Source organism: Psychrobacter proteolyticus, from assembly GCF_038155145.1.
GTDB classification, from domain to species: domain Bacteria; phylum Pseudomonadota; class Gammaproteobacteria; order Pseudomonadales; family Moraxellaceae; genus Psychrobacter; species Psychrobacter proteolyticus_B.
On sequence record NZ_JBAKAY010000002.1, the window covers coordinates 18,125 to 35,226 of the forward strand.

General features: G+C 43.5%; 10 protein-coding genes, 1 tRNA gene and 1 riboswitch. Of the genes, 5 read left to right on the forward strand and 6 right to left on the reverse strand.

Annotated elements, in window-relative coordinates; genetic code table 11:
- The first annotated feature begins 49 nt into the window (after window positions 1-49).
- From V6252_RS02615 to V6252_RS02635, 5 genes are all read left to right on the forward strand, one after another.
- Window positions 50-2,005, forward strand: a complete 1,956-nt coding sequence (locus V6252_RS02615) for an IucA/IucC family protein (RefSeq protein WP_341609170.1) — start codon at window positions 50-52, stop codon at window positions 2,003-2,005.
- Window positions 2,006-2,009: 4 nt separating this feature from the next.
- Complete coding sequence (locus V6252_RS02620) at window positions 2,010-4,127, forward strand: IucA/IucC family protein (protein ID WP_341609171.1); 2,118 nt, start codon at window positions 2,010-2,012, stop codon at window positions 4,125-4,127.
- A 28-nt stretch (window positions 4,128-4,155) separates the two neighbouring features.
- Window positions 4,156-4,794 (forward strand): RraA family protein, encoded by a 639-nt coding sequence (locus V6252_RS02625; protein ID WP_341609172.1) that lies wholly within the window; start codon window positions 4,156-4,158, stop codon window positions 4,792-4,794.
- Window positions 4,795-5,001: 207 nt separating this feature from the next.
- Entirely contained in the window at window positions 5,002-7,383 is a 2,382-nt protein-coding gene (locus V6252_RS02630; protein ID WP_341609173.1) for a TonB-dependent receptor, read from the forward strand.
- 193 nt (window positions 7,384-7,576) lie between these two features.
- Window positions 7,577-7,744: riboswitch (yybP-ykoY riboswitch) on the forward strand.
- Window positions 7,716-8,327 (forward strand): manganese efflux pump MntP family protein, encoded by a 612-nt coding sequence (locus tag V6252_RS02635; RefSeq protein ID WP_341609174.1) that lies wholly within the window; start codon window positions 7,716-7,718, stop codon window positions 8,325-8,327. (Overlaps the previous riboswitch by 29 nt.)
- Before the next feature lie 340 nt (window positions 8,328-8,667).
- Here V6252_RS02635 and V6252_RS02640 read toward each other — a convergent pair.
- The 6 genes from V6252_RS02640 to V6252_RS02665 form a co-directional block, all read right to left on the reverse strand.
- Window positions 8,668-8,744 (reverse strand) — tRNA-Ile (locus tag V6252_RS02640).
- A gap of 95 nt (window positions 8,745-8,839) precedes the next feature.
- Window positions 8,840-9,652: a pteridine reductase gene (locus V6252_RS02645; protein ID WP_341609175.1), complete on the reverse strand. Its 813-nt coding sequence runs from the start codon at window positions 9,650-9,652 to the stop codon at window positions 8,840-8,842.
- A 37-nt stretch (window positions 9,653-9,689) separates the two neighbouring features.
- The gene (locus V6252_RS02650) at window positions 9,690-10,868 is read right to left on the reverse strand and encodes a tRNA nucleotidyltransferase (RefSeq protein ID WP_341609176.1); all 1,179 of its coding nucleotides are present in this window, start codon (window positions 10,866-10,868) and stop codon (window positions 9,690-9,692) included.
- Window positions 10,869-11,163: 295 nt separating this feature from the next.
- Complete coding sequence (locus tag V6252_RS02655) at window positions 11,164-13,482, reverse strand: NADP-dependent malic enzyme (protein WP_160021186.1); 2,319 nt, start codon at window positions 13,480-13,482, stop codon at window positions 11,164-11,166.
- Window positions 13,483-13,848: 366 nt separating this feature from the next.
- Window positions 13,849-15,315, reverse strand: a complete 1,467-nt coding sequence (locus tag V6252_RS02660) for a protein adenylyltransferase SelO (RefSeq protein WP_341609177.1) — start codon at window positions 15,313-15,315, stop codon at window positions 13,849-13,851.
- 344 nt (window positions 15,316-15,659) lie between these two features.
- Window positions 15,660-16,838, reverse strand: coding sequence for an acyl-CoA desaturase (locus V6252_RS02665; protein ID WP_191115423.1), 1,179 nt, complete (start codon window positions 16,836-16,838; stop codon window positions 15,660-15,662).
- Window positions 16,839-17,102: the final 264 nt, after the last annotated feature.

Consider the following 17,102-nt stretch of genomic DNA (forward strand, 5'->3'; position numbering starts at 1 on the left):
AAATTTATACTTTTATTTGATTTAATTTTCAGACAGGAAGCTTATATCTATGTCCAATAATCTAGAAAACTCTACCAAAAATAATAATAGTGCAAATGTCACTTATGCGACTAAACCGTGGCAAGCACCTATTGATTCTAAAATCATGGCACGCGCTGAGCAACGGGTAATCAAGCAATTGCTACAAGCATTACTATATGAAAATATCATTGATTTTGAATCTGAAAGTGCGAACAACGCTCATGAAAGTACTGATAATGAGACGCTGCTAAATTTTGTTATCAAGGCAGGTGATGATGTCAGTTATACCGCGCAAGGTTATATCCATTATAGTTTTGACATCATTCGTTTGAATGAGCTAAATGTGCAGCGAGTGGTTAACGGTGTTGCCCAAGACGCTATTCTTGAGCATGTAATCAGTGATATCTTGCTCAACATTGAAGGTGCAGAACTCAAAGACAGCTTTATCAAAGAGCTGCGTCACACCTTAGTGAATGAAACACAGTCTCAGATACTGACTTCTAATATACCTGTGCCTATTGATACGCTCACTTATGAGCAACTCGAAGGTTATTTGACGGCCGGGCATCCTTATCATCCTTGTTTTAAGTCTCGTATCGGTTTTGATTTGCAAGATAACTATGACTATGGGCCGGAGTTTGATCAAAACATCGATGTAGTGTGGTTAGCAGTCAAAAAACAGCTACTGGTGAGCAATACCACTACCGGCATCGATATCAATGAATGGGTGAAAGATTATGTAGGTGCTGATGAATTTGATGCACTTAATGCCACACTCACAAAAGTACTTACAATCGCAAATAAGCAAGACGAAGGTACAGCTACTCATGAAGTACACGAGACGGCTAATAATTATTGCTTAATACCTGCGCATCCTTGGCAATGGCAAAATACCTTAATTCAAGCATTACAGCCACTGCTTGCCACGCAAGAAGTTATCTACTTAGGTAGTGCAGGTCATCAGTACCGCGCTCAGCAGTCTATTCGCTCATTGACGATGCTTGGTAATGCTGATGACAATGTTAATGGTGATACTGACGTTAGTAATAATAAAGCCTACTTAAAGCTGAGTATGCACCTGATTAATACCTCAAGCACGCGTATATTGGCAAAGCATACTGTGATGAATGCGGCTGTTGTCACCACTTGGTTGAATCAACTGATTGCCGACGACAAGACTGCCAAAGCATTACCCATTGCGTTTTTGGGTGAGACCGTTGGCGTTAGTCTAGACCATGATGCGCTACGCACACGTGGCTACCAGCATCCAAATATGTATGGCGGGCTAGCTGCGATTTGGCGAGAAAACGTAAACCAGTATCTATCAAAAGGTCAAACCGCATTTCCGCTCAATGGCGTCAGCTATGTCAATGCTGATGGCTCGCATCTTATAGCCCCTTGGCTTGACAAGTATGGCGTAGAGACCTGGATTGCGCAGTTGATTAAGGTCACTGTTACCCCTTTGTTACATATCTTATTTGGTTATGGTGTGGCATTAGAGTGCCATGCGCAAAACATCGTCTTGGCACATGAAAATGGTTATCCCATAAAAATATTATTAAAAGATTTGCATGACGGGGTTCGCTATTCACCTAATCATTTGACCCAACAACACTTGCGTCCAGACTTTTATAGCTTGCCACCTGCTCATGCTGCCTTAAATAGAGGCTCATTCATCGAGACCGAAGATACCGACGGCATTCGAGATATGACGGTTGCTTGCTTATTCTTTGTGGCGTTGTCAGATATTGCGATTTTTATGCAGACGCATTATAACTATGCTGAAGTGGCGTTTTGGCAACAGGTTGCTGACTGCGTGACTGACTATCAAACCTCTCATCCAGAGCATCAAGTACGGTTCGACTTGTTTGATGTATTCGCTGAACAAACGCGCATTGAGTCATTGGCTAAGCGCCGATTATTCGGAGATAAAGCATTCCCGATTAAATACATTAATAACCCATTGTTTAAAAGTCGGGGGTAAGACGATGCATACCTTATTTCCTGTGCAAACTTCTGCGCAAAACCGCCACCTTGATGCAAATCCTGAGCCAGATATCGAGGCCATCCAATGGTCGCTGATTAGTCATTTGGTAGAGTGTTTTCTATTAGAGCAGTGGGTGGATGAGCAACTTATTCAAGTGACAACCACCGCTGAGTATTTAGAAAACCATCAGACGACTCAAGCTCAAGACGCGCATCAATTTTTAGAATCACTACCACAGCAGTATCAAGATTTTTTTGACCAAGATACCCCGTTAATGGTGATGCAGATTAATCAGAATAGACAGTTACTACTATTGGTAGAGCCTGCTTATGCGTCACCGTGGCGATTGTCTAAATCCTGTCTGCCTATCATACATAACGTCAATGCCAGTCTTAACAGCAATCTTAAGAGCATCCTTAATAATAGCCATCATGTGAACAGCGCTCTGCTAGAGCCAGTAGGCTCAGCACAGCAGTTGTTAGATATCTTCTTATCAATGATGGATAGTGTCACGTTGTCTGATGTCGGTGTCTTAAAGTTAAAAGAAAGCTTAGAGGTTTCATTTATAGCACAGCAACAGTCGGCAGCAGCAAACATCACGACGGCAGTTTGTCAGTATCCGCATTGGCATCAAACCTTGATTGCAGCGGAGCAGTGGGCATCACTGATGGATCGTCCGTTTCATCCACTGGCAAAAGGTAAACTGGGCTTTACGGCAACAGAATACAAACGTTATATGGCAGAGTTTAATCAACCCATTAAGCTGGTATGGGTCGCCATTGCCAAAAGCCATGTCATGGTGGCAGAGCATATTAAAGACGCAACAACGCAAAATCCAGCGTCTTATCTTCTGGACAATACGCAGCAGCAGAGTTTGATGCGAGAGCTAGACGATAAAGGTATTGCAGACACGCACATTGCGATGCCTGTACATCCTTGGCAAATGACTCATGTGGTAGATGACATATATGCCGACGATCTTGCCAATGGCACAGTTGTCGCCCTGACTTTTGAAGCGCTCATCACTTATGCCAGCTCATCCATGCGCAGTATGTTAATTGATGCTGATACGCCAAATAGCATTAAGCTGCCTATCGGTGTGTACGCACTGAACTCAAAGCGCTATTTGCCAGCCCTCAAGCTGAACAATGGTGAAAAAAACCAAGCCATATTGATGCAGGCAAGAACGTTAGACCTCGAACTATCAGCCCAGCTACGGTTATGGGATGAGCGCCTATGGTGGGGTTATATGTCTCCGTCTCATTTGCATGATAAAAGCGCTATTAATCCTTACTTCTATCAAGAAAAACCCACGCATTTAGGCGCGATGCTACGCCAACTACCAGCAGATCTGTGTGACGATACGATTCAACTGTTACCGATGGCAAGCTTGGGTATGTTGGTATACAAACAAGGTGTTAGCCATCACATTTTTGACGGGATTGTTCAGGAGGGTATTCATAGTACTACTCAGAATAGTAGCCAAAACAATGCTCAAGACAGCTTTCAAGAAGGCTCGCCACAGAATAAAAAACTCGCTGTCATAGCGTGCTTTAAGAATCTTTGTGATGTATTTTTGGGGACGATGCTGCGCTGTCTACGCTTAGGGTTTGCACCTGAGATGCACGGGCAAAATATTGTTATCGTATTAAAAGACAATCGTTTTACCAGTCTGTTATTACGTGACCATGACTCCGTACGTATTCATCTACCATGGCTGGCACGCCATAAAATATCAGATCCTGAGTATTTAAGCCCACCAGATTTTAAAAACCGTTTATATCGAGAGACGCCGCAAGCACTGATATTCTATCTACAGTCGCTAGGGTTATTAGTTAGTATTCGAGCGATTATCGAGTCATTGGTTGAGCACTATCATATCAATGAAGATACGCTGTGGCACGAGGCAATGATAAGTATCGAGGAATCCTTAGTAACTATCGATTTTGATGATGATCAACGTCAGATACTCCGTGATGAGCTATTGAACGCTTCACATTATCCGCATAAGACATTGCTATTGCCTGTGATTGCCCGTGGCTCTGATCCTCATGGCAGTATGCCCGCTGGAGAAAGTAAAACGATCAACCCATTCAAGCGTGTCAAGAACAGTGGTTAAAATTATGAAATACCATAATGAGAACATAATGAATGATATTGATATTCGCGACTTTATAGACAGTTATAAAGAAATAAGTACCTCTACCATTGGTCATCTGACGGAAAAGGGGTATTTACCAGATATCAAAGCACTGAATCCATGCACGGCTACTATAGTCGGCCGAGTGTTGACGGTGCAACTAACCTCTGACAACACGGATGTGATCAACCAAGCATTGATTCAAGCAGCGCCCAATGATGTGTTATGTATTGATGCTCAGGTATTGGGTGTCAAAGCATGTTGGGGATCACTGCGAACTTGCGCGGCTATTTATGAAAAGCTGTCCGCGGTCATTGTCATTGGGCAGGCGACTGATTCGTTCCAAATTCAGCAGCTAGGCTTTCCCGTATTTGCGCAGGGTATCAGCGCTGTGACTACGTCCAAGAGCAACCAAGCACAAGGCACGCTGGCGTCCGATATTGCCTATCGCTTCGGTGAGCAGACGACGATTCGTTCAGGCGACATCGCCATTATGGATAATGACGGCGTATTTATATTGTCTGTTGATGTCGCACAGCAGCTATTATCAGATTGCCAAAAAAAGCATAAAGAAGATGAGGTAAAGTTTCAGATGTTTTTTGAGGCTTATCGTAACAATGAGCTAGATAAGTTATTCAATGACTAATGAAATTATCAGAGGTTAAATAGTCAACCATATCTGAAAGCAGTACAAATAAACGCTACTACCAAAGTTTAAATACATATAGAAATAAAAACGATTATCATTTACAATACGATTCACAAAGTTAGTACACACAGTATTATTATCTAAATATTACTCATATCACTGTTTATTTATTCAACTAAGTGAAATAACCTAAGTGAAATAATTATGAAAAGCCATCATCAAGTTGCTCTATCTGTTCTTACCCTTTGTATTAGTCAGCAATTATATGCACAAAACAATGTCAATGAAGCGGATGCCGTATTAGATGCACAGACCTCAGCGGAACTGGCTTCAAGTACTGTGTCTGATGAAACTCCCAATGTGACTTTAGACACTATCAATGTCACTGCTAAAGCCAGAACGGGCACGGCGCTGGCACAGAAAATTAGTGAGATGCCAGCAGTCACCCAAGTAATTACTGAAAACGAGATTCAGATGCAGGCAACGGGTGACCGTACCACTGGTGATATCTTGGCACAATTGATACCGAGTCTAGGTGCCAGCAGCGGCTCAACCAGTAACTACGGTACGACCATGCACGGACGCCCTGTACAGTTCTTGTTGAATGGTGTGCCTTTAAGCAGTTCACGTAGTCTTTCACGCGAGCTCAATAGTATCGATCCTGCGCAGCTTGAGCGGGTAGAGGTGCTCTCAGGTGCCACCAGTATCTACGGTGCTGGTGCAGCAGGTGGCCTGATTAACCTTGTGACCAAATCTTTGGTAGGGTATGGACCTATCAGACAGACTAGAGTTGGTGTCAGTAGCAGTCGTAATTTTGAGTCAGACTCATTGGGTTATCACGTAGGGCAAACATTAGGATATGGCGGCGAGCGAGTGTATGGTCGCTTAGATGTTGATTATGACAATAAAGGCGGCAAGTTTGATAGCAAAGGCAATCGAATCAGCCCAGATGTCAACCAAACTGACCAGCAAGATACCGAATCGCTAAGTGTAAACGGTAGCTTGGGTGTAGAGCTCACTGACAGCCAACGTCTTGATCTTGCAGTGACTTACTATAAAGATGAGCAAGACACCGACTACGGCCCAGATTATGGTGATGGTTTGGCAGTATTATTTGGCGCAAAACCTTCCTTAAGAGCTATCGATGGTGCCAACGTAGAGAACGAGCCTTATACCACTAAGACCTCAATGAACTTGAACTATAATAATGACGATATTGCAGGGTCAAGCCTAAGTGTGACGGGCTATTACAGAGATGAGAAAGGCCGTTTTTACCCTTCTGGTAAAACCGCAGGAGACCAAGCGACTGAAGTATGGCAAGCCAATGGCCTAACTGATGAAGACACATTGAAGAAACTGGCAGGTGCTGCAACATTTGTCACTCAGTCAGAAGTTGACATCGAAGTAATGGGCCTACGTGCCGCCATGCAAACCGAGACGGAAATTGCAGGCAAAAAGACACTGTTTAGCTACGGCGCTGATTTCGAACGTGAAAACAGTGAGCAAACTTACTACGGTCAAGACCTAAATACGTTTCTTGCTAGTAATGGCTTAAGCGCCCAAACCAATGGGCTTACTTATAACGGTGGACCAGATACTACCATCGATAAATGGGGTGCTTTTGTCAATGCAGATGTAGATATAACTGACAAGTGGCATACCAGTGCTGGTGTGCGTTACCAAAAATTGAAGTCAGAGACTGATACCTTTACGCCCATCTATGAGCAACTGCTTGAAGAGTATTTTAATAGCTCTGCTATCAGTGGAACAAGTGCAGCTTACGGCATTGACTATCAGGCAGGCGATGTAGAAAAAGGCAGCACAGACCACGACAAAACCTTGTTTAATCTCGGTACTAGCTATCAATTAACCCCAAATGATCAAATCTTTGCTAATTTTTCACAAGGGTTTACCACCGCAGATATACAACGTGCGCTTCGTGATGTGCGTGCAGGGTTTGTAGTTAATTCAGACAACGTACAACCGATCGCGATCAACAACTACGAGTTTGGTTGGCAGGGCAAACATGGTGATACTGCTGCGCGACTGAGCGGTTTTTATAACGAATCAGACAAAGTAGTACGTTTTACTGATAGCTATACCGTAGAAGTTGTCGATACCGATGAGCGTGTCTATGGGGTAGAAGGGTCGCTTAGTCATGATATCAGTGATAAATGGCAAGTAGGCGGTAGTGTGGCGTACACTCGTGGTCAGTATGACAAAGATGGCGATTGGTTGGAGCTCGATGCAGTACGTCTAACACCGCTAAAAGGTACCGCATTTGCTCAGTATAACTTCGATGAAGGTAGCAATATTCGTCTACAAGCATTAGCAATCGGCGGTGATGATAAAGCCTTTAAAGACCAACAACAAGACCCTGACTCTAGTGCCTTACCTGTCACTGGTTATATGACCCTTGATGTATTAGGGCAAGTAAATATGCCAGTCGGCCGAGTAGATTATGGCGTTTATAACTTGCTTAATAAGGACTATCTAACGGTCTATCATCAAACCACGTATGGCGATCTGAACCGTTTACCTGCCTCGGGTACGACTTATGGCTTAAGCTATACCGTCGATTACTAAAAAGCGCCACGCATTAAAAAGACCCTTCATGCTATTAAAAGTTAGCATGAAGGGTCTTTTTTATATTCATAACTCTCTAAAGTATTCATCTGCTCCAAGAGTATTTGTCAACGTTTTCCATTTTATATTTGATGAGGTGCAAAAATTATTTTTTGGCATTTTATGATTGACTTATAGCGTATCAATGCTAATCTAACCTCTCTTTGGGGAGTAGCCTGCTTTCGTACTGCGAAAGCGTTCGTATCAACATACTTGGCCACATGCCATGGTGCGAACACCTCTCGGTTGGCGAGACCATCGATATATCTACACTGCAGGTCGGGGGTGTGGCTATGTCGTGGACTCTATACTCGACCAGAGAAAATCACATGAATCCTATCGCACTTCTATTACTTGCTTTTTCTATGTCTACGGATGCCTTTTCTGTGGCAATCAGTAAAGGCGCAAGTCTTAAAAACCCTCGTTTTACCGAAGCTCTCAGAATGGGTGTTATTTTTGGCACCATTGAAGCGATCACGCCTATTATTGGTTGGTTAATTGGTCACTCTGCCACATCCTTTATAGATGCGTCTTTTATTGAGGCATGGGATCATTGGGTCGCGTTTGTCATACTTTCTGCGCTCGGTCTGCACATGCTATATGAGGGAATGAAGCCAAGTGATGAAACGGCAAAAGCACCGTCGAGACATTCTTTTTTCAAACTTGCTTTGACTGCATTTGGTACCAGCATCGATGCCATGGCTGTCGGTGTGAGCCTAGCATTTGTAAAGGTCAATATTTTACTGGCGGCAGGTCTTATTGGCTTGGCCACTACAGTAATGGTCACGCTAGGGGTGATGTTAGGAAAGGTATTGGGCTCCCTAATCGGTCATAGAGCTGAAATATTTGGTGGTGTGATGCTAATTGCCATCGGTGCATGGATTTTATTAAGCCATCTTCAATGATTATATAAAAACTGTCTACTACGAACAGATAGTCATTACGTGTATAAATTTATTACTGACTTGTAAAGGCAAAGCACTTGTTTACCTAAGAAAAGCCTATCTATATTAATAGTTAGGCTTTTCGGGTCTAAAACTGGCACATTACGCTGTAGTGGCTCGCAAGAGGTCTGAAAAAAATCAGCACTACAAAACTATCAATAATTATCCGCTGTCAGCGAAGAGGCTTGAATAAAGTGCCTATATCTATGCTTATACATATAGTTGTTATTTACTAAAAAAACAACAGACAATAAAAAAGACCTCCAATCTCTTGAAGGTCTTTTTTATTAATACTTAAATATGGTGGGCCCAGTAGGACTTGAACCTACGACCAAAGGATTATGAGTCCTCTGCTCTAACCAACTGAGCTATGGGCCCTAACGTTAGACGCACAATGATACCTGATTTTTTTAATTTTTCAAGTAAAAGATAGGCAGTAATCAAGATATTTTTTATTGAGCCATATTTCCGTATTACAGGTGACCACCAGCTATGGTTAGACTACGACCTCCATCCACGGTGATGATCTCTCCTGTGACATAATTTGCCTGTACAAGATACAGTACGCTATGAGCAATCTCATCAGGTTGGCCTATACGCCGCATAGGAATAGCATCGATGATACTTTGTTGTTGCTCGTTATCAATAGCTTGGTCACTGGTAGGGTCAGGTAAAATGTTGACCCCAGGTGCCACCCCATTAACCCGCACTTCTGGCGCCATCTCTAGCGCTAGCGACTGTACCATCATCCGATGTGCAGCCTTTGCCATGTTGTAGACAGTGTAGTTATTAAACGGTCTATCATGCGCGTGTATGTCCAATAAACTGACAATACAGCCTTGCTGCTGCTTTAGATAAGGTAGTAGGGCTTGGCTTAGTAATAAAGGGGCCTTGGCATTGGTCAAAAGCAACTCATCCCACTGTGCATGATTGATACTACCGAGTGGGCTAGGATAAAACCGTGAGGCATTATGCACCAGTACATCAAGCTGTCCAAACGCCTCTACGATACTTTTAACAAAGCTGTCTAAAGCTGCTTTATCATTAACTATTGTCAAGTCAGCAACGATAACTTTTGCGCTATTAGTACGGATGTCGTTCAGATAGTCAGCTAAGTCATTAGCGTCTTGTTCACTACGATGACAATGAATAATGACGCGGTAACCTTGCCTATGAGCCGCTTTAACAATAGCCGCCCCAATGCGCCTAGCACTACCTGTGACAAGCATCACTGGCGCTTGGTTATTTATATTTTCTGCTTGGTAGGCATTAAGTTCTTGGTCCATAGCAATACTACTTTTTTCTCTAAGGTGCTTGTCTATATCATTGTTGTGCTTGCAAGTGTTCAATCCTGCTTTGGCGTAAGGCTGCACCAATAGCGGGGCCTTTAAGGTTTGGCGCAATGTCAGTCATGCCGACAGCGTGAAAGCTGTTTAGTGCTAACATCATTTGACGATGCTGTGTTGCCAGCTGTAACACATGACTGCACACTAGCAGTTGAGAGAGCTTATCGGGCTCCTTATGCGCACCGCAGGCTTGGATTAGATCGATTTTTTCAGCCGCATTTAGACTGTTTATTGTGCTTAGTTTTTCAGCTTGCTGAGCGAATAAAGTTGCGAACTGAGTATGTGCTTTTGGGACTTTGGCTTTATTACCGATAGCGTTAATATTTTTTATAGCGGTTGATACGTTAGACGTAGAATCAGAGTTTTCGCTATTAAATAATGAAGACAGGCTAGTCATGAGTAGCGCCCAGCGCTGCGATAAATTCAAACGCATCTGTCCTGCAAAGTATAACGCTGTCTGCACTGTTTCTCTTATTTGGATATTGTCCCAAGCGTTATGCAAAGGCGCGAAATACTCTGTGAGTGCACCAATTTCAAACAGTTTTTGCCAATAGACTTGCGGTGATAGCTGCATAGTCGCACGGCTGGACTCTTGCCAGATACGCTCGGCGCTCAAGTGAGCCAGCTCTCCTGTATCAACCAATTGACGCATCAGCGTTAAAGTGTCATCCGCGATTGTAAAGCCCAAATCGTAGTAACGGCTATAGAAGCGCACTGTTCGAAGTACACGTAACGGGTCTTCACTAAAAGCACTGGACACATGACGTAATGTCTTGTCTTTTAAATCTTGTAGTCCGCCATAGTAGTCGATGACTTGTCTATTAATCGGGGTATCATCGGTTAAGCTGGTAACTTCGATTGCCATCGCGTTGATGGTTAAGTCACGACGGCGCAAATCATCCTCTAGACTGACATCAGGACTGGCATGTACGCTAAAACCTTTGTAGCCTGAGCCTTGCTTGCGCTCTGTACGTGCCAACGCATACTCTTCATGACTGGTCGGATGCAAAAACACAGGAAAGTCAGCGCCTACTTGTTGAAACCCTGCACCAATCATCTCTGCCACAGTAGCGCCAACGACGACGAAGTCCTTGTCCTTGATAGGACGCTTGAGCAGTCGATCGCGTACAGCACCGCCTACGAGGTAAATTTGCATAGAAGCCTCTTCTTATTATTAAGCTTTATATCATTAGCTCAATTTTTATGAATCAAAAAAACAGCCAATGCTCTATAAGTTGCATTGACTGTTTTTAGTATAGCAGAAGGGCTCTGTCAATGGATGACAGAGCCCTTCTTAATATAGTCAATCCTTTATAAATTGGGTACGGTGTTAGCCTCGCTCAGTCTACTATTTGTAGTACTTTCACTTGGCTTCCTTGTATTCAAATTATATTGAACTGACTATAGTGCATTCATACTGGGAGTGCATTCATACTGGGTATGATGTATGACTATTTTTCGTTTTCTAGGTCTTGCGCTTCAGTAACGGTCAATGCAGTCATGTTGACGATACCACGTGCTGTTGCTGATGGCGTCAATATGTGTACCGGCTTATTAGTACCTAATAAGATAGGGCCAATAGAAGCACTGCCAGTCGCTGTTTTAAGCAGGTTGAAAGCGATGTTTGAGGCATCAAGTGTTGGCAAGATAAGCAAGTTCGCTGCACCTTTTAACGGGCTTGATGGCATATCGTTTAGACGAATATTTTCGTTAAGCGCGGCATCACCTTGCATTTCGCCTTCAAACTCAAAGTCGACATTCATATTGGTCAATAGCTCATGAACCTTACGCATTTTGACAGCGCTGGCACGATCTGAAGCACCAAAGTTAGAATGAGACACTAGCGCGACGCGTGGCGTGATACCAAAGCGACGTAGCTGATCCGTTGCCAAGACAGTCATTTCAGCCAATTGTTCGGCGGTTGGGTCTTCATGAACGTAAGTATCAGCGATAAAGATATTACGATCTTGCATGAGTACCGCATTCATTGCATAGAAGTCGTTCATACCTTGTTTTTTGCCAATGACGCTTTCAACGTATTTTAAATGCAATTGGTAATGGCCAAAGGTACCACATACCATGCCATCTGCCGCACCGTTTTCAACCAGCAAAGAACCAATCAAAGTCGTCTTACGGCGAACATCACGACGCGCAAGCTCAATGCTTACACCGCGGCGTTTGTTCTTCTCATAGTAGCCCTGCCAGTAGTCTTTGTAGCGAGGATCGTCATCAACGTTGACGATGGTAATGTTCTCACCAGCTTTTAGACGTAGGCCTAGCTTTTTGATATTGGCTTCGATAACTGAAGGACGACCAACCAAGATAGGTTGTGCTAGCTTCTCATCAACGACCACTTGTACAGCAAGTAAGATGTTGTTGTCTTCACCTTCACAGTACACGATACGTTTTGGATCGGCTTTAGCACGAGCAAAAATTGGCTTCATCACAAACGCTGAGTTATAAACAAACTCAGACAGACGCTGACGATAGGCTTGCATATCATCGATCGGTAGCGTGGCAACGCCCGAATCCATCGCTGCTTTAGCCACAGCAGATGCGATCTCAATGATTAAATTTGGTTCTAGAGGGCCTGGGATTAAGTAGTCACGACCAAAGCTCTGCATCTTTTCGATGTTTCTAGCGCTGGTAGTTGGAGTGGCTTCGACGTGTGCCATCGCAGCGATCGCTTTTACGCAAGCGACTTTCATCTCTTCATTAACAGTGGTCGCACCAACATCTAATGCACCGCGGAAGATATATGGGAAGCATAGCGCGTTGTTTACTTGGTTTGGATAGTCTGAACGACCGGTTGCCATGATGACGTCTGGACGTACCGCATGTGCCAATTCTGGCATAATTTCAGGTGTTGGATTGGCAAGTGCAAAGACGATAGGGTCTTTTGCCATACGGCGAACCATATCTTCTGATAGTGTACCTGGCATTGATAGGCCTAGGAACATATCGACATCGTCCATAACTTCTTCGATAGAAGTAGCTGTAATATCACGAGCATAACGCTGTTTGGTTTCGTCAAGGTTTTCACGGCTAGTACTGATGATACCGCGTGAGTCTGAAACAATAATGTTGTTCTTATTAACGCCAAGCGCGCAAATGATATCTAGGCAAGAAATGGCTGCTGCGCCTGCACCTGAACAAACAATTTTAATCTCTTCGATTTTTTTGCCAGTAATCAACAAAGCATTTAGCATGGCTGCGGCAACGATGATTGACGTACCATGTTGGTCATCATGGAACACAGGAATGTTCATGCGCTCACGTAGTACGCGCTCAATTTTGAAACATTCTGGTGCTTTGATGTCTTCTAGGTTGATACCACCAAAAGTAGGCTCAAGCGAGGCAACCGCTTCGATGAACTTATCTGGATCATTTTGAGCAATTTCAATATCAAAAACGTCGATACCCGCGAACTTCTTAAATAGAACGCCTTTACCTTCCATAACTGGCTTCGACGCCAATGGACCGATATTACCCAGACCCAATACAGCAGTACCGTTAGTGATAACACCAACTAGGTTGTTACGTGCCGTGTATTTAGAAGCAAGTTTTGGATCTCTTTGTATCTCAAGACAAGGTACAGCAACGCCTGGAGAGTAGGCGAGTGCTAAATCACGTTGGTTGGCTAGCTGCTTAGTAGGGGTTACCGAAATTTTACCTGGGCGTGGAAACTCATGGTAATGTAAGGCAGCTTGTTCAAACTGCTCTTTTTCTGTACTGAGGTTATCCGTATTCGAAGTGGTATCGTCATTCATAATAATTGCCATGGTTGGAATAAATTGGAATAAATTAAATGGTGATAAAAAACAACGTCTAACCCTCCAAAAATCATTGAATGATAATAATTGAAAGGTATAAAGACGTTAAACGACTCACGACCATCAGAATCATGGTCGACGATCAAAGATCAGGTCAAAAAAGCAAACTAGCTAAAATATTCATTCTAGCATTATTGCCAATTCACTGCCTAGTCAACAACGGTGAATTGTGCGAATAATATAATAAAATGATATTCGTTATTTATCTCGTTGATAATGCCAAAAAATGCAGTTATATATCAACCTTAATTTCATAATGTTTCAAAATATTACAGAATTGAAAGGTGCTAAAATGGGCAACTACTAAGATGAGCAACTAATAGGCATCTGCGGTGTATCTGGCGCAGGCGCACTGCTATCTAGATCATTAGCAATATCTTGCACGCTGTAAGGATTGGCTAATAAACGAAACACTCGATCAACTTCTTCAAACTGACCTTGCTCTGCGGCAGTAATTGCACGCTGCGCCATGCTATTACGAAGGACGTAGACAGGATTATTGGTCTGCATGTCGTTAACTACCTGCTCAAGTGGCAGCTGCTTGATCTGTGCCAGATAACGTGTGGACCAGTCTTGCCATACCTGCTGTGCATCACTGCTTAATTCAGTGGTCATGGTAACCAGTAGCTTTTGCTCATAAGGATGATCTGCTGGTGCGACCAAACCGAGTAGGGCGCGGAAACTATTGGTATAGTCGAGCAAGTTGTCTTCTAATAGTGTCAACCATTCAAAGGCCAAGCTGAGGCTTTCTCTTTGATGCGGTAAGCCAAGCTTGCGGCACAGACCTTGCTGATAGTGCTGCATAAAGGTTGCTTCATAAGGCGCTAAACACTCAGCGAGCGTCTCACGAGTAACGCCTTCTAGGCGCATAAAGTGTGGCAGCCAAACGTTTAGATTCCAATGCCCAATAGCAGGCTGATTCTGATAAGTGTAACGACCCGTATGGTCAGAATGATTATTAATCCATGCAGGATTGAAGCGCTCCATAAAGCCAAACGGCCCGAAGTCCAAAGTACTGCCTGTGATAGATAAGTTATCTGTGTTCATCACACCATGAGCAAAGCCAATCAATTGCCAATCAGCAATCATACGGGCCGTACGCTCGACCACTGCGGTCAAGAAAGCTAAAACAGGCGTTTCGCTATCGAGGCACTCTGGATAATAAGTGTCAATCATATAGTCGGTGAACTCACCCAGTACATCAGGGGCAAAGCTGGCAATCCATTCGACATGACCGAGACGAATATGACTGTCTGCTACACGCATCAACGCTGCACCTGCTTCGATACGCTCACGGCGCACTCTCGTATCAGATACCACAAACCCCAAAGCGTTAGACGAGGGTATGCCAAGCTGGGTCAATGCATGACCGCATAGGTACTCGCGAATAGTACTACGTAAGACTGCGCGTCCATCACCCATGCGTGAATAGGGTGTCAAGCCAGCACCTTTAAGATGCAAGTCTTGTGGCTGTCCATCATTATCGAGTACCTGCGCCATGAGTAAACCGCGTCCATCGCCCAATTGCCCAGCCCATTGTCCAAACTGGTGACCAGCATAGGCCATCGATAATGGTTTAAAATCAGCTGGTACGTATTGACCGCCCAATATCTCAACCCAATTAGTCATCAGGTCCTCGTCGTTTGTCCAGCCTAACTGCTGAGCAACTTGAGTGTTGAAGTGACCGACACGAGGGTTGTCTAGTGGCGTCGGTGGCTGCTCATGATAAAGGCGCGTGTCTAGGTTGACGTAAGTGTTTTGATAACGCATACAGGCCGTTTCCATTAAAATATAAAAGTGAGAATGTCACTATAGCATAGCTCTTATATGGCATCGTTGCACTCTGTCCGTCTCTTGTAATATCTGACCAAAAAATAAATTCCTCGGTCTTTAATTAACTGAATGTGATGAATGTGATGAATGTGATTGTTATTGTTTTTAGATTAGAGGTCGCAACGGTTTAGCCAAGGTATTTGACCATTTGTTATGATAATAAGGTCATTAGAAGTAGCTAAAATGACATAAGCGATAAATTATAAGCAAAAAAATCCCCCTATCTAGGACGGATAGGGGGATGGAGAAGCTTCAAAATTATAAAACAAATCAGAGGTTAATTAAGCCGCTTTTTCATTTGCGCCAATAGAGCGGAAAGCAGTTTTTAGATTGCTATTATGCTCAAGGATTTTCTGTTCAATTTTGGCATAATCATGCTTTAACTTATCATCAACTTCATGCAAACGATCAGCAAACTCTGTTTTCTTAAGCTCGATAGTTTTTGCTTTTAGCGCTTGCCATTCTTCAACAGTCTGCGTAAAGGCATCATATTCAAACTTAATACGGTCTTGGAAGCTCTTCATCGCATGAGGAAGATCAATGCCGCTTACTGCTGCTGTATCGATTTGCTGCTGAGCTTTTTTAAACTGCATTTGTACTTCTGCATGCTTGATAGTCGTATCATCAACGGTACGCAGCTCAGAAGTCAAACCAAGTTTTGATAAACCCGCGATTAACCATTTGGTTGGGTCATATTGCCACCATTTCACGCCATTACGATAGTCGTATTGGAAGAAGTGATGATAGTTATGATAACCCTCACCCCACGTAAAGATAGCCAAGAAGAAGTTATCACGAGCACTGTTGGTATCTGTATAAGGACGTGTACCAAACATATGGCAGAACGAGTTGATAAAGAACGTAAAGTGATGCGTCAATACCAAACGTAGTAGGCCTGCGATAACCAACGTACCCCAAACATCACCAAGCAACCAACCGATAGCGGCAACCATACCGACGTTCATGGCAACTACCCATAGACCGTAGTATTTATGCTGAATCTGTAAGACTCTATCTTTAGTCAAATCAGGAATGTTTTTGTAGTCGAACTTGCCGCTAGGGTAGTTACGTAGCATCCAGCCAATATGACTGAACCAAAATCCACGCTGTGCTGAATACGGATCATCCAAACGATCATCTACATGACGATGGTGAGTACGGTGACCAGAAACCCAATCAAACGCAGAACCCTGTACCGCTAGGGTAGAACCAAGCAATAAAAAGTTTCTGACAATTGGATGCGCTTTGTAAGCACGATGCGCCATTAGACGATGGTAACCTGCGGTAATGCTGATACCAGTCCATACCATAAAGGCACCAAATACACCCCAAACAGGTGCGCTCACTTGATGAGTGAACAAGTACCATGGCGTAATGATAGCAGCAGCAATAGGCGTTGCTACCAAAATAGTTGCCGGAATCCAGTTAATCGGTGCTTTGGTAAATTCAAACTCGCGCATATCAATGCTTTGCTCTTGCGCAGAAAGATCCGCTTGCTCAGAAGCTTTAGCATAATTGCGTTTGGCAACAGGCTGCTCATCAAGCGCCATTTGCGCTTTTTTCTCATCAAAACGGATTTTAAAACGCGTTACTTGAGTGCTGGCGGTTTTTACAAGCGTGTCACCAGATTTGATAGCGAAACGTAAGCCTTTAAGCGGTAAGCCAAGTGCTTTTTTTGCAATCATATAATATCCCTAACGGTATTAATTTAAGCCACCATAGTA

Bases quoted from the DNA above. Each gene is read 5' to 3' on its own strand.
- V6252_RS02615 (WP_341609170.1), top strand. From the start codon at position 50: ATGTCCAATAATCTAGAAAACTCTACCAAAAATAATAATAGTGCAAAT.
- V6252_RS02620 (WP_341609171.1), top strand. From the start codon at position 2,010: ATGCATACCTTATTTCCTGTGCAAACTTCTGCGCAAAACCGCCACCTT.
- V6252_RS02625 (WP_341609172.1), top strand. From the start codon at position 4,156: ATGAATGATATTGATATTCGCGACTTTATAGACAGTTATAAAGAAATA.
- V6252_RS02630 (WP_341609173.1), top strand. From the start codon at position 5,002: ATGAAAAGCCATCATCAAGTTGCTCTATCTGTTCTTACCCTTTGTATT.
- V6252_RS02635 (WP_341609174.1), top strand. From the start codon at position 7,716: ATGTCGTGGACTCTATACTCGACCAGAGAAAATCACATGAATCCTATC.
- V6252_RS02645 (WP_341609175.1), bottom strand. From the start codon at position 9,652: ATGGACCAAGAACTTAATGCCTACCAAGCAGAAAATATAAATAACCAA.
- V6252_RS02650 (WP_341609176.1), bottom strand. From the start codon at position 10,868: ATGCAAATTTACCTCGTAGGCGGTGCTGTACGCGATCGACTGCTCAAG.
- V6252_RS02655 (WP_160021186.1), bottom strand. From the start codon at position 13,482: ATGAATGACGATACCACTTCGAATACGGATAACCTCAGTACAGAAAAA.
- V6252_RS02660 (WP_341609177.1), bottom strand. From the start codon at position 15,315: ATGCGTTATCAAAACACTTACGTCAACCTAGACACGCGCCTTTATCAT.
- V6252_RS02665 (WP_191115423.1), bottom strand. From the start codon at position 16,838: ATGCGCGAGTTTGAATTTACCAAAGCACCGATTAACTGGATTCCGGCA.